At 60.6% G+C, this 13954-nt stretch carries 13 protein-coding genes; 6 read left to right on the top strand and 7 right to left on the bottom strand.

The genetic code is table 11. From position 1 onward, the window contains the following. Nucleotides 1-334 precede the first annotated feature (334 nt). From P5706_RS16445 to P5706_RS16435, 3 genes are all read right to left on the bottom strand, one after another. Complete coding sequence (locus P5706_RS16445; RefSeq protein ID WP_285679304.1) at nucleotides 335-1666, bottom strand: IS110 family RNA-guided transposase; 1332 nt, start codon at nucleotides 1664-1666, stop codon at nucleotides 335-337. Nucleotides 1667-2399: 733 nt separating this feature from the next. After that, complete coding sequence (locus tag P5706_RS16440; protein ID WP_200432669.1) at nucleotides 2400-3866, bottom strand: sensor histidine kinase; 1467 nt, start codon at nucleotides 3864-3866, stop codon at nucleotides 2400-2402. Further along, entirely contained in the window at nucleotides 3863-4573 is a 711-nt protein-coding gene (locus P5706_RS16435; protein ID WP_138817733.1) for a response regulator transcription factor, read from the bottom strand. Before P5706_RS16435 ends, P5706_RS16440 begins: the two co-directional genes overlap by 4 nt. Before the next feature lie 293 nt (nucleotides 4574-4866). On the opposite strand from P5706_RS16435, the gene msrB reads away from it, so the two are divergent. The 3 genes from msrB to msrA all read left to right on the top strand — a co-directional run bounded on the left by msrB (nucleotide 4867) and on the right by msrA (nucleotide 7994). Further along, the gene (msrB, locus tag P5706_RS16430; RefSeq protein ID WP_200432668.1) at nucleotides 4867-5367 is read left to right on the top strand and encodes a peptide-methionine (R)-S-oxide reductase MsrB; all 501 of its coding nucleotides are present in this window, start codon (nucleotides 4867-4869) and stop codon (nucleotides 5365-5367) included. Between the two features lie 38 nt (nucleotides 5368-5405). After that, nucleotides 5406-7166, top strand: coding sequence for a cytochrome c biogenesis protein DipZ (locus tag P5706_RS16425; RefSeq protein WP_285680205.1), 1761 nt, complete (start codon nucleotides 5406-5408; stop codon nucleotides 7164-7166). Nucleotides 7167-7298: 132 nt separating this feature from the next. Next, nucleotides 7299-7994: a peptide-methionine (S)-S-oxide reductase MsrA gene (gene msrA, locus P5706_RS16420; RefSeq protein ID WP_285680203.1), complete on the top strand. Its 696-nt coding sequence runs from the start codon at nucleotides 7299-7301 to the stop codon at nucleotides 7992-7994. 128 nt (nucleotides 7995-8122) lie between these two features. Here msrA and P5706_RS16415 read toward each other — a convergent pair whose 3' ends face one another. The 3 genes from P5706_RS16415 to P5706_RS16405 form a co-directional block, all read right to left on the bottom strand. Continuing rightward, a complete protein-coding gene (locus P5706_RS16415; protein ID WP_285680201.1) occupies nucleotides 8123-8551 on the bottom strand; it encodes a nuclear transport factor 2 family protein in 429 nt (142 codons plus the stop codon). Nucleotides 8552-8659: 108 nt separating this feature from the next. Beyond that, nucleotides 8660-9610 (bottom strand): alpha-E domain-containing protein, encoded by a 951-nt coding sequence (locus P5706_RS16410; protein WP_078742360.1) that lies wholly within the window; start codon nucleotides 9608-9610, stop codon nucleotides 8660-8662. A 2-nt stretch (nucleotides 9611-9612) separates the two neighbouring features. Continuing rightward, complete coding sequence (locus P5706_RS16405; RefSeq protein ID WP_285680196.1) at nucleotides 9613-11022, bottom strand: circularly permuted type 2 ATP-grasp protein; 1410 nt, start codon at nucleotides 11020-11022, stop codon at nucleotides 9613-9615. 547 nt (nucleotides 11023-11569) lie between these two features. Here P5706_RS16405 and P5706_RS16400 point away from each other — a divergent pair. The 3 genes from P5706_RS16400 (at nucleotide 11570) to P5706_RS16390 (ending at nucleotide 12567) form a co-directional block, all read left to right on the top strand. After that, nucleotides 11570-12115, top strand: a complete 546-nt coding sequence (locus tag P5706_RS16400) for a hypothetical protein (RefSeq protein ID WP_200432662.1) — start codon at nucleotides 11570-11572, stop codon at nucleotides 12113-12115. An 87-nt stretch (nucleotides 12116-12202) separates the two neighbouring features. Then, a complete protein-coding gene (locus P5706_RS16395) occupies nucleotides 12203-12415 on the top strand; it encodes a hypothetical protein (protein WP_200432661.1) in 213 nt (70 codons plus the stop codon). A gap of 11 nt (nucleotides 12416-12426) precedes the next feature. Next, complete coding sequence (locus P5706_RS16390) at nucleotides 12427-12567, top strand: hypothetical protein (RefSeq protein ID WP_285680193.1); 141 nt, start codon at nucleotides 12427-12429, stop codon at nucleotides 12565-12567. On the opposite strand, the gene P5706_RS16385 is transcribed toward P5706_RS16390, so the two are convergent. Next, entirely contained in the window at nucleotides 12558-13910 is a 1353-nt protein-coding gene (locus P5706_RS16385; protein WP_285680191.1) for a cation:proton antiporter, read from the bottom strand. The genes P5706_RS16390 and P5706_RS16385 overlap by 10 nt on opposite strands. Nucleotides 13911-13954: the final 44 nt, after the last annotated feature.

Below are 13954 nucleotides of genomic sequence, written 5' to 3'. Positions count from 1 at the left end.
CTTGGCCCAGCGCGGCTAACCCGGCGTCCTGCCGGGTTACCCACGGATTCAAGCCTGCGTTCGGCCATCGTGGTTAACGGGGCGTCTCAGATCAAAATCAAGATCAAGATCTACAGCACGGCGGCCTGAAAGCCGACCTGAGTGGTTGAAGCAAGAGCCAGATCAAGTGCAAAGCAAAAGCCTGTCTGAATACACTGAAGAACTGCTTTTCTGTGGGAGCTGGCTTGCCTGCGATGCAGGCACCTCGGTACATCAGGTACAACCGGTTGATGCTATCGCAGGCAAGCCAGCTCTTATCAAACAAAAAATAACTCATTGTTTTTGCTCTTAAAAATTAAGCCGCTTCAATCAGCTGCAACCCCAACTTTCGCGCCTTGCGTTCCAGGGCGCGCAGTTGTCGGTCTCGGCTACGTTCTTCAAATTCCTCCATTCCCTTCTCAACATAAGGCTGACCTTTGGTCAGCATCGCGTAGATCAGCCGTGCCAGTTGATGAGCTGTCGCCTTGATGGCACAACAGGTGTCCATCCGGGTCAGGCGCGCTCGGTGGCTGGCACCGATAAAACTTTTATCGTTGCGTGCAATAGAGGCAGCTTGCTTCAGCGCTTGCGCAGCTCGATTAATCACTTTCACCGTCTTTCCAGGAAGGGGTTTTCCTCCCGAAATTCTCGTCGGCGGTGCAAGGCCTAGCCACGAACAGAAGTGCTGCGAAGTCGGAAAGCGTGATAAATCCGCCCCCAATTCACTGGCCAAAACCAACGCCGTGTCGATTCCGATGGTTGGGATTGCGGTCAAATCCACGCCCATGACCTTGTTCAGCGCGCGATGCAAAATCAGTTGCTGCTCATTTGAGCGGTGTGGGTTGCGCAGTGTTTTGCTGGGCGGAACAACATCCGCCTGAAGAACGGGTAGTCGCTCCAGTGCCTGCGCAATGGCTTGATCACACTCGCCAATCTGTTTTTCCAGAAAATCATAAGCTGCCAACTCCTGACTCAGCGCATGCAAATGCTCGGCTCGCCAATTACCGCGCAAGCTGCGGGCGACAGTGGCCTGGTCTGCTTTGACGCGCTTGTCTCTGAGCATGGCGAGTACTTCGGGGTCCCGTTCGCCTTTAACGATTGCTCGCAAAATGCTCATGCCCGTCACCCCGGCAATGTTGCTGATGACCTGAGCCAGCTGGATGTTCATTTGGACCAGCGCCTTTTGCATCCGATTAAGCGCTTTGGCTTGGTCACGCACCTTATTGCCACGCTGACGGACCAGTGAGCGCAGTGAGCACACTTCGTCCGAGGGCCGAAAAGCGCCTCTCAACAGGCCGTGCGTCATGAGCTGAAGAATCCACTGGCAATCCAGTACATCGGACTTTCGTCCGGTAATTTGTCGAGTCGCGCGGGAGTTAACGAGATAGACCTCAAAACCTCGTCTATCCAGTATCTCGAAAAGTGGGATCCAATAAACGCCGGTCGCCTCCATCGCCACCATCTTGACGCCCATGGACTCAAACCAATCGGCCATGGCGTGCAAATCGTCGGTGAAGGTTGAAAACCTTTTAACCGGGTCATCGCATTTCGTCGGATCAACGGCAGCCAAATGTTCACCGCCGCCAACATCAACGGCAGCGCAGTCAGGGTGAATAACTTCAAACCGTTTTTGGTTCTTGCGCGTCATGACAATTCCTCGCAGGATTGAATGACGCGGGCGGGGTACACGGTGGCGAGCGGATTCACTCTCTTATACGTGGTCACAGCTAGCTGTGCCGACAATGACTCCACGCCGATACCGTGCAGGCCACTCTCCCACTCGGGTGCTGTCACACCAGTGCTGGTTACGGCCTTTGCCCCGCCCGCGTTCTTCAACCTTACGATGAACCAGTTTGATGCGCGACAGCGCTACATCGAAGAGGTGGCGGGGCCTCCCACCTTTGACCGAGTATGACTCTGCTGTTGCTGTTGCTGTTGCTCCGGCCCTTACATCCTTTTCGCTGGCGAAGTCAGCGGTCTTTTGATCTGCGCTTTTGATCTTGATCTGAAATCGCCCCGTTAAACACGATGGCCGGAATTCGACAGGGATTTGGGGGGTAAACCGGCAGGGATGCCGGTTTAGCCGCGCTGGGCCAAGGATGGCCCATCGCGGCGGCCCCCCAAATCACTGGCGGATTGCGGGCATGCCGAGCCTAAGCGAGGCACCGAGTGTTGGGGCGAAGACTTTTTGGTTACTTTTGTGTCTTTACAAAAGTGACCCGCTGTAAGAGCGGAACCCTACTCAGCCGTTACCGCAGCAACGGATATGTACACCACCACCAACAACCCGCCATCGCAGACAAGCCAGCCCCCACACAATCCAGCGCCCTAAGGTCGGAGGCACGCCAAAGGGCAGGCCGCCACCCCCGTTCAGAGGTCACTCAACGCGCTGATGCGCGGGTTTCCAGGGAGAACCTGAACGTCGCGCCATGCCCAGGCCGTTCCACCAACTGGATGCTGCGCCCATGCAATTGCAGGATGCGGTGCACGATGCGCAGGCCGAGGCCGCCATCGCGACGCGCGCCGCCGATGGTGAAGGCGCGCAGAAACAAGCCTTCGTGCAATTCGGCAGCGATTCCGGGGCCGCTGTCGCTGACCGTGACTGCTACAGCACCGGCCTCGGGCGCCAGGATCACCTCGACTTCTCCATTCACCGGGGTATGGCGCAGCGCATTGTCCAGCAGGTTGGTGAGCACCCGCTCGATCAGGCCCAGGTCGGCCAGCACTGTCGGCACCTGGGGCGGCAGAGTGGCGGTGAGGGTAATGGCGCGGGCTTCGGCGGTCAGTTCGAATTTCTGGAAAATGTCCTGTACCAGATCCGGCAGCGAGAAGCCTTCAATCACCGGCTGCACAAAACCATGCTCCAGGCGCACCAACTCCAGCAGTGACTGGGCCAGCCCGCCGACTTTGCGGCTCTGGTCCAGCGCGATACCCAGGTAGCGCCGGCGTTCTTCGGGGCTCAGGCTCGCATCCTTGAGCGACAGGGTTTCCAGGTAGCCGTGCAAGGACGCCAGCGGCGTGCGTAGGTCGTGGGAAATATTGGCGACCATCTCCCGGCGTTCCTGATCTTGATGGGTGATGGCGCGCCATTGCTCGCCGAGGCGGTTTTCCATTTGCACGAAGGCGTGATCGAGCACGGCGATTTCATCGCCGCTGTTGAGTTCGGGCACCGTCGTTTCGGCGGCTTTCGGCGCGCCGTTAATGTCGAACTGGCCGACCTTGTCGGTCAGTTGGCGCAGGGGCCGGGTGATCCAGGCAAAGGCGATCAAGCCAGCCATCAGGCAGAGCAGGGCGACCAGGCCGATGGACCACAGGGCGATCTTCAAGGCCATGCCGGTGGCATCCTTAGCGTCGTACACATCATGGGCTTCGCCCAGCAGCACCACGTACAGAAAGCCGGTTTGCTGGCCGTTGGCCTTGAGCGGCGCCGCGCTGAACACTTTGCGCCCGTCGACGCTGCGCGGGTCGTCCCCCAGAATCGGCAGCATGGCGCCGCTCAGAAAGCGTCGCACTGGCGCAAGATCCACATGGTCACGCAGCAAATGCCCGCTGGGGGCGGCGTTACCGACCACACGGCCGTCAATATCGAGCAGGTACACCTCGACACTTGGGTTAACCAGCATCAGTTGGCTGAACAGGTTGCGCACGGCATCGGGCTTGAGGCCGTCGGCGTCCATCAGTTGGGTATCGCGGGCAATGTGCGCCGCCAGGTCGCGGGACAGGCCTTGCACCACTTCCAGTTCATGCATGTGGTTGGAGCGCACCTGCAGCCAGGCCGAAGTGCCGCTGCAGATCACCAGCAACACGGCAAACACCACCGACAGGCGTTGCGTCAGGGTCAACTTCATGTGGCATTCTCGGCGAATTTGTAGCCACGGCCCCACACCGTGAGGATGCGTGCCGGGTTGGCCGGGTCGACCTCGACCTTGGCGCGCAGCCGGTTGATATGGGTGTTCACGGTGTGCTCGTAGCCTTCGTGGCTGTAGCCCCACACGGCGTTGAGCAGGTCCATGCGCGAGAAGACTTTGCCGGGCTGACGGGCAAAGAAGTACAGCAGGTCGAATTCGCGCGGCGTCAGGTCCAGGCGCTGGCCTTGCAGGGTGGCGTCACGGGTCAGCGGGTTGATGAACAATGCGCCCAGCTCAAGGCTGCCGGCGTCCATTTTCAGGTTGCGTGCCATCGCGTCCACCCGACGCAACAGGGCCTTGACCCGTGCCACCAGCTCCGGCATCGAGAACGGCTTGGCCAGATAGTCGTCGGCGCCCAGTTCCAGGCCGAGAATGCGGTGCAATTCGCTGGAACGCGCGCTGGTGATGATGATCGGTGTGTAGCGCGCCATGGCGCGGGCACGGCGGCAGATCTCTAGGCCGTCGACGCCGGGCAGCATCAGGTCGAGGATCAGTGCATCCCAGCCACCTTGTTCGAGCAGGCCAAGGCCTTCGGTGCCGTCGGCGCTGTGCACCACCTCGAACTGCTCATCGCGCAGGTGCAGGCAGATCAAGTCGGCAATATGGGCATCGTCCTCGACCACCAGGACACGTTTGGGCTGATCCATAAAACAAAACCTTCGCTTGTAGTTCGCGCATTGTGCGGCTTTTGCCACAGTGTAGTTATCACGAATTGTTTAACTCTGCGTGAGGATTTCGCGACCGTCCAAGGCTCAGGATGGCGATATTGCAAGTGCGCTGTCGTGGCGAGCGAGCTTGCTCGCGTTGGAGTGCGCAGCGCTCCCGCTTTTTGGGGGCCGGTACGCAGCCCAGCGCGAGCAAGCTCGCTCGCTCGCCACAACAGGCTCGCTCGCCACAGTTGCACACGCGCCATGAATGCTTATGGGTTGAGGAGAATCGTATGTACTCACGTCGACAAATGCTGCTGGCCGGTGGTGGCCTGGGCGTCGCCGTCCTGGCCGGGGGCCTGCTGAAACAGCTCAACATGATCACCGAAGTCGAAGCGGCCGAGACCTTTGAGGTCAACCACACCGAAGCCGAGTGGCGCAGCCTGCTGACGGCTGAGCAATTTGACGTACTGCGCGAGGAGGGCACCGAGCGGCCTTACAGCAGCACACTCAATGATGAACACCGCGCCGGCACCTTTGCCTGTGCCGGTTGCGCATTACCGCTGTTCTCCTCGACCACCAAGTTTGACAGCCATACCGGCTGGCCAAGTTTCTGGCAGCCGCTGGACAACGCGGTCGCCAGCCATGTCGACACCTCGTATGGCGTGGTGCGCAAGGAAATCCACTGCCGCCGTTGCGGTGGCCACCAAGGCCACGTATTTGACGACGGCCCGGCGCCTACCGGCCTGCGCTATTGCATGAATGGCGCCGCCATGACGTTCACGGCGGCTTAAGCCGATGTCTATTTTTAATTCGTATAAGGGTCGATCCCATGTGGCTGCTGGTTCTCGCGTATCTGGGCGGCGTGCTGACAATTGTCAGCCCGTGCATCCTGCCTGTTCTGCCTTTTGTCTTCGCTCGCACCGGGCAGCCGTTTATGCGCAGTGGCTTGCCGCTGTTAGCGGGGATGGCGGTGACATTCGCCCTGGTGGCCTCACTGGCTGCGGTGGGCGGCGGTTGGGTGGTGCAAGTCAATCAATACGGGCGTTGGCTCGCGTTGCTGTGCGTTGCCCTGTTCGGGCTCACGCTGTTGCTGCCACAGCTGTCGGAGCGACTGACGCGGCCATTGGTGGCCGCCGGCAGCCGCTTGTCGGAAGCCGCCGGGGCCGATGCCAAACCGCGTCCGGGCGCGTCGTTCCTGATCGGCGTGGCCAGCGGTTTGCTCTGGGCGCCTTGCGCCGGGCCAATCCTCGGGCTGGTGTTGACCGGCGCGGCGCTGCAAGGGGCCAGCATCGGTACTACCTTGCTCTTGCTGGCTTACGCGGCCGGGGCTGCCACCTCCCTGGCCCTGGCCTTGCTGGTCGGCGGTAAAGTCTTTGGCTTGATGAAAAAATCCCTGGGCGCCGGTGAATGGCTGCGCCGTGGCCTGGGTGCGCTGATGCTGGCCGGTGTGGCGGCTATCGCCTTGGGCCTGGATACGGGTGTGCTGTCGCGCTTGTCGACCGCCTCAACCGGCGGCCTGGAACAAAGCCTGGTGGACCAACTGAGCGCCAAGCCTGCACAGAAGAGCGGGGCGATGATGGCCGGTGGCGCCATGATGGCGGCGGCCAACCACAGCGACACATTGCCGATCGAAGGCACGCTGCCGCCGCTGGATGGCGCGGTGCAATGGCTCAACAGCCCGCCGCTGAGCGCCGAAGCACTCAAGGGCAAAGTGGTGCTGGTGGATTTCTGGACCTACTCCTGCATCAACTGCCTGCGCACCTTGCCATACGTCAAAGCCTGGGCCGAGAAATACAAAGACCAGGGCTTGGTAGTGATCGGCGTACACGCCCCGGAGTTTGCCTTTGAACGCGACGTGAACAACGTCACCAAGGCCATGAAAAACCTGGGCATCACCTACCCGGTGGCGATCGACAACAACTACAAGATCTGGCGCGCCTTCAACAACCAATACTGGCCGGCGCATTACTTTGCCGATGCCAAGGGCCAGATTCGTTACCACCACTTCGGTGAAGGCGACTATGCCGAGTCGGAGCGCGTGATTCAGCAATTGCTGCGTGAGGCCGGCGCGAGCAACGTCGCCGGTGGCTTGATCGAGGCCGACGCCAAGGGTGTGCAGCAAGCGCCGGACATGAACGAGGTGCAATCGCCGGAAACTTACCTGGGCTTCCAGCGTGCGGAAAACTTCGTCACCACCGGCGAGTTGGGCACCGACAAAGTGGTGAATTACCCGGCGGCCGGCCACCTGGCCCTGAACAACTGGACCCTGGAAGGCCAATGGAATGTCGGCGGCCAGCAAGCGACCCTCGACCAGGCCGGTGGGCGTGTGGTGTACCGCTTTCATGCCCGTGACCTGCACCTGGTGTTGGGGCCTGGAGCCGATGGCAAACCGGTGCGCTTCAAGGTGACGATTGATGGCCAGGCACCCGGCGATGCCCATGGCACCGATGTGGCGCCGGATGGCAGCGGTAACGTGACCGAGCAGCGTCTGTACCAGCTGGTGCGTCAGCCCGCCGGCGTTAAGGACCGCACGTTCAGCATCGAATTTCTCGACCCGCATGTGTCGGCGTATGCCTTCACTTTCGGTTGAAGTGAAAACCTGATCCATGTGGGAGCTGGCTTGCCTGCGATGGCGACCTGTCAGCCACCTCATCTGGCACTGACAAACCGCCATCGCAGGCAAGCCAGCTCCCACACTTGACCGCATACTGGAGTGAGTTTTATGAAGCTTCTCAAGATTTTACCCGCACTGGCCTTCGCCGCTTTCGTCGGCCAAAGCTCGGCGTTCTCCTTCGGTGGCGCCGATGACGCCGTGATGATCGCGCCGCCGGCTATGGACCTGCCCGCCGAGCCCGGCAACCTGCAAACTGCGGTGTTCGCCGGTGGTTGCTTCTGGGGTGTCCAGGGCGTGTTCCAACATGTGCAAGGCGTTAAAAATGCGCTATCCGGGTATGACGGCGGCGCGGCAAACACGGCCCAGTACGAGTCGGTCAGCGACGGCGATACCGGCCACGCCGAATCGGTGTCGGTGACTTACGACCCGAGCAAAGTCAGCTACGGCAAGCTGTTGCAGATCTACTTTTCGGTGGCCCACAACCCCACCGAATTGAACCGCCAAGGCCCGGACAGCGGCACCCAGTATCGCTCGGAAATCTTTGCGCAGAACGCCGAGCAGCAAAAAGTCGCACAGGCTTATATCACCCAGTTGAACGCCGCCAAGGCCTTCGACAAGCCGATCGTGACCAAGGTGGAGATGGGCAAGGCGTTTTACCCGGCGGAGTCCTATCATCAGGACTTTCTGACCGAGAACCCGTCTTACCCCTACATCGTGATCAATGATTTGCCCAAGGTGGCGCAGCTCAAAAAACTGTTCCCCGACCAGTACCGCGCAGAGCCGGTGTTAGTCAAAAACCAATAACCCTCAGACCTGCTCGTTCCGACGCTCTGCGTGGGAACGCAGCCCAGGACGCTCCGCGCCCACGCTTGAACGCGTGACGCGGAGCGTCACAGGAGGCATTCCCACGCGGAGCGTGGGAACGATCGGCATCAGGATTTGGCCTTGGCCAGGTACGGCGCCAGCTGGCGGCCCATCTCTTCACCCAGCGCTTGCAACCCGCTCAGGGGGCGCACCATCACTTCAAACTCGACGATCTGCCCCTGTTCGTTGAAGCGAATCATATCGATACCCTTGAGCTGCTTTTCACCCACGCGCGCGCTGAACTCCAGCACCACGTTAAGCCCATCGGCACTCGCCAGTTCACGGTGATAGGCGAAGTCTTCGAACACCTTGATCACCGTGTTGAGGATCATCGACACTACCGGCGCACCGGGGTAAGGCGTGTGGGCCATGGGCGAGCGGAACACCGCGTCGGGTGCGAGCAGTTCGGGCAGGGCGTTGAGGTCGCGTGCGGCCAGCATGGCGTGCCAGCGTTGCAGGCTGTGGGCGGCGGCGGGGTTCAGGTGGAGTTCGGACATGGGCTGTACCTGTTCTTATGTCGGGAAGGTGGTTCACCTGCCCAACATAAGAGCGGCACTCAAGCAGGGTCAATCACCCGAATTGACAGATAAGTAACCCGAATGCACTCACACCACTTCCAGGTACGAGCTGTGAATCGCCCGCGCCAGTTCGCGCACGGTGTCGATAAAGTCCGTGAGCCGGCTGTGCAAGCCGTCCTCCAGGATCTCATCGATGCCGGTATAACGCAGGCGTGCTTCGAACTCGGCGGCCAGGCGCTGGGCCGTGCGCCCGTAGCTGCCTGGCAAGTCGGCGAGGATATGGCTCAACTCCTCGATGCACGCATGCAGTGAGCGCGGTACATCACTGCGCAATAGCAGCAACTCCGAGACCGAGCGCGCATTCAGCGCATTCGGGTACAGCTCGGTATAGGCTTCGAACGATGACAGCGCACGGAGCAGCGCGCTCCACTGGTAATAGCCGCGTGCCGAAAGGTCGCTGACTTCCTCCGATTCCTCGCCGAACATTTCATACCGCGCGTCCAGCAGACGCAAGGTGTTGTCCGCACGCTCGACAAAGGTGCCCAGGCGAATAAACCGGTAGGCGTCATTACGCATAATGGTGCCGGAGGTGGCTCCGCGAAACAGGTGCGAGCGCTGTTTGACCCAGTCGCAGAAGTGGCTGATGCCATGGCGCGCCAGGCCGCCGGCGGCGATGCTGCGCATTTCCAGCCACGTGGCGTTGAGGTTTTCCCACATGTCGGCGGTGATGCGCCCGCGCACGGCGTGGGCATTGCCACGGGCGGCACGCAGGCAGTTGTAGATGCTGGCGGGGTTTTCTTCGTCGAGGGCGAAGAAGTGCAGCATACGTTCGGCGTCCAGCTGTTTGTGGCGTTCGAGGTAGCTCTCCAGTGTGCCGCTGCTAAGCAACGACATGGCCAACTCATCCAGCCCGTCACTGCGCCCGGCCTGGGGCATCAACGACAGCGAATAACTGACCTCCAGCATGCGCGCCAGGTTCTCGGCACGTTCCAGGTAACGGGACATCCAGTACAGATCTGCGGCGGTTCTACTCAACATACTCAGTCCTCCACCACCCAGGTGTCCTTGGTTCCGCCGCCTTGCGACGAGTTGACGATCAACGAGCCTTCCTTCAACGCCACACGGGTCAGCCCGCCAGGCACCAGGCGGGTTTCCTTGCCCGAGAGCACGAACGGGCGCAGGTCGATGTGCCGGGGGGCGATGCCGTTTTCGACAAAGGTAGGGCAGGTGGACAGGCTCAGGGTCGGCTGGGCGATGTAGGCGTGAGGGCGCGCCTTGATGCGTTGGCGGAAGTCCTCGATTTCAGCAGCCGTTGAAGCCGGGCCGACCAGCATGCCGTAGCCGCCGGAACCTTGGGTTTCCTTGACCACCAGTTCGGGCAAATGCGCCAGCACGTGGGACAGTTCATCCGGTTTGCGGCACTGGAAGGTCGGCACGTTTTGCAGCACCGGTTCTTCGTCCAGGTAGAAGCGGATCATTTCCGGCACATAGGGGTAGATCGACTTGTCATCGGCCACGCCGGTGCCGATCGCGTTGGCCAGCACCACATTGCCGGCGCAGTAGGCGGCGACCAAGCCGGGCACGCCGAGCATGGAATCCGGGTTGAAGGCTTTGGGGTCGAGGAAGGCGTCGTCGATGCGCCGGTAGATCACGTCTACCGGTTTGGGGCCGTCAGTGGTGCGCATGAACACTTTAAGGTCGTGCACGAACAGGTCGGCGCCTTCGACCAGCTCCACGCCCATTTCTCGAGCGAGGAACGCATGCTCGAAGAACGCGCTGTTAAAACGCCCCGGCGTCAGCACCACCACATTGGGGTTGTCGAGCCGGCTGGAGCTTTTAAGGGTCTTGAGCAGCAGGTTGGGGTAGTGGTCCACCGGCGCGATGCGCTGCTTGGCGAACACTTCCGGGAACAGGCGCATCATCATCTTGCGGTCTTCGAGCATGTAGCTCACGCCGCTGGGGGTGCGCAGGTTGTCTTCGAGCACGTAGTAGGTGCCGTCGCCGTCGCGTACCAGGTCCACCCCGGAAATATGCGAATAGATATCGCGGTGCAGGTCCAGGCCGACCATGGCCTTCTGATAACCCTCGTTGCCCAGTACCTGGTCCGCCGGGATGATCCCGGCCTTGATGATGCGCTGGTCGTGATAGATGTCGGCAAGGAACATGTTCAGCGCATTGACGCGCTGGATGCAGCCGCGTTCGATCACGGCCCATTCACTGGCGGGGATGCTGCGGGGGATGATGTCGAAGGGGATCAGGCGCTCGGTGTCTTGCTCGTCGCCATAGAGGGTGAAGGTGATCCCGGCGCGGTGGAAGAGCAAATCGGCCTCGCGACGCCGTTGGGCCAACAGTTCCGGCGGCGTATTGGCCAGCCAGCGGGAGAAATCCTGATAGTGCGCACGGCAGGCGCCGTTTGCGTCATTCATTTCATCAAAGAAAGATCGAGCCATTCCAGTACCTTGTCAGTGCCCAGGGTTGCCTTGGGTGGCACTGCCGCTTAAAAAAACGCATATTTTTATGAGCCTGTGGCTGAGGGTGCCAACGGGCCTGGTCCTTACTTTCTTATGGGGTCGGCTCTGGGTCGGGGGGTAACGAATGCTCCTGTATCCGGGCAGATGAATGCATTAAGCAATGCCTGTGCCGGAACGGTGTTCAAGGCAGTTATTCCCTTGTGGCGAGCGAGCTTGTGGTGCTGAGCAGGCTTTTTGTGGCAAGTGAGCTTGTTGTGGCGAGTGCTTTTGTGGCGAGCGAGCTTGCTCGCGCTGGGCTGCGTAGCGGCCCCAAAAAAGCGGGAGCGCTGCGCACTCCAGCGCGAGCAAGCTCGCTGGCCACAAAAGCGCTCGCCACACTGGCCTGATCACTATAAAAGCTCGCTCACCACAAAAAATGCGCTCCTGCAGGGGGCGACCTGTGCATCGAATTGGTGCATGAACAAACTTGAACTTCACCCCACCCCGATTCTTCTAACCAGTTTCGTCACCTTTGTGGAGCACCGCCGTGCCCAGAATCATCTCGCCCAACACCCCGGCCGCGGCCTTGGACGATCACAGTGAACACAACGCCAAGATCTTCGGTTCACCCAAGGATCGCCTGGACTTCTATCGCCGCGAAATCCAATACGAAACCAGCATCCTGGCCAACCGAACCGACGCCTACCTCACGGCGCAGTCGTTCCTGGTGATCGCGTTTGTCTCGGGCATGGGCAACCTGAACCCCGAATGGGGCAAGTTTTTCACCTTGATCGTGCCGGCGTTTTTGGCCTTCCTCGGCATTCTCAGCTCACTGAACGCCTGGCCGGGGATTCGCGCCGCCTACGAGATCATCGACCACTGGCACTACAAGCAGAGCGAGTTGCTGCGTAGCGAGCCGGTAATGGGCCTGGCCTATGACGATTCGCCGCTGTTCTGCGAGACCGAGTCATCCCACAAGGGCTATCGCAAGTCGCTGCTGTTCTCCATGCGTGCGCCGTGGTTGTTTATGGTGTTCTGGGTGCTGCTGGGTGCCTACGCGTTTTATATCCAGGTGGATAACCCGGTCTCTTAAGCAATTTGAACTTCAGCAATTTGAACTTCGTGGCGCTGCGCGCACCCTTAACTTTACGCAGGCTGCGTTTTACTCAAGAGGTGACCTATGAACACCAGCAACGACCCCCAAACCAGCAACCGTAACGACCCGGCCATCGATCGCGGCGAGCCGGCGCCCGGCACTGCGGCCGATGCGCCAAAAGACCCGAAGCCCGCCACCGACCCCAAAGCCCGGGAAAACGACTACAGTCCAGACTTCAAGCCCACGCGCACGCCCAAGCCTGAAACCGATGCTGATATCGATACCCAAGGCGGTTAGAGGAGACGGTTATGTCCCAGGAACTCGATGATGACGAAGAGCTCAATGACCCGGGCAATGAAGACCCGGGTTCATTGATGGATGATGCAGAAGTACCGCTCAACGACCTCGATGATGCAGCGGATGTCGGCAACGCCGAACATCAGGACTGAGCCTTCGCCTTGGCTCGTCGTTCATACCACGCCAGCATCGGTTGGGTGCTCAGGCCATGAACGACGATGCTCAAGGCAATCACCGATATCGTCAGGTCCACCGCCAACGCGCTGCTGGTGCCGACCAGCCCGTGGTTCAGCGCGTAAAACAGGTAGTAAATGCTGCCGATACCGCGAATGCCGAACCAGCCCATCAAGCCGCGTTGTCGCTTACTGATCAGCTTGCCCCAAGGTATTACCAGCACGCTGAACGGGCGGATCACGCAGAACAGCAGCGCAGCCACGGGCAGCGAACGCCAATCCCAGTGGCTGACCAGCACAATGCCGAGCACGGTCACCAGGAACACTTCCATTGAGCGTTCCACCAAACTGCCAAACGACAGCATGTCACCCATCATCACCCCGGCGGCAATCTGCGTATCTTGCAGTTCGCTGACATCGCCTTGCAGGGCTCGCTCAGGTTCTACTTCCAGATGGCCCACCACCGGCAACGCCAAATGCTCCGAGGGCGTTTGCGAGTGCCCCGTGGAGCGGACCTCCGCCTGACGCAAGCCCAGCCCGGCGGCGAACACCGACAAAAAGCCGTAACCGCCCACGGCCTCGGCGGCCACATAGGCCAGGGCAATCAGCGCCAGGGTCAGGTAGTCGTTGGGTGACAAGGTGCTGTCCGCATGGGTGATACGCAACCACAGGGTCACACGGCCGATACCACGGCCCATCCAGTAGCCGATCAACAACCCGGCGGGCACCGCCCACAGCAGGTTTTTCAGGACCCAGCCACCGAACCAGTCGCCATCAAACCCGCCGTGTTGCATAAACAGCAGGGCAAAGATCACAAACGGGAAGGCCGTACCGTCATTCAAACCGGCCTCACCGGACAAGCCGAACCGTAGCGCGTCATAGTCCTGGGCATTATTGACTTGCACCAGCCCAGCCAGCACCGGGTCGGTCGGCGCCAGTATCGCGCCGACCAGCAACGACACGCCCCAAGACAACGCAAACACATAATGCAGCGCCAGGCACACGCCGAGGATGGTCAGCAGCATCACCGGCCCGGCCATGCCAAACGCCACGCGCCAGGTGCGATGCTTGAGCGGCAGGCGCAGTTTCAAGCCGCTGACGAACAGCGAAAACAGCACTGCGACTTCGGTGAGGTGCTCCATCCAGCGCGCCGAGCCTTTGATATCCAAGCCCAAAAGGTCCACGCCCAGCGGGCCGATGGCGATGCCCAGCAACAGGCACACCGCCGAGGTGGTCACCGGCATCCAGCGCAGGTAGGAGGAGGTGAGGGCGAGGGTGAGCAGTACGGCGCCGAGTACGGCCATCCATAGAATAAACGTCATCGAGCGTGTACCGGGCCGTGGTCTATCTCGGTTGGAGGGGCACG

The organism is Pseudomonas sp. ChxA (assembly GCF_030263855.1).
Classification (GTDB): Bacteria; Pseudomonadota; Gammaproteobacteria; order Pseudomonadales; family Pseudomonadaceae; genus Aquipseudomonas; species Aquipseudomonas fluorescens_CB.
The sequence above is the reverse complement of the archived record's forward strand: the minus strand, read 5'-3'. Positions and strand labels throughout refer to the sequence as shown.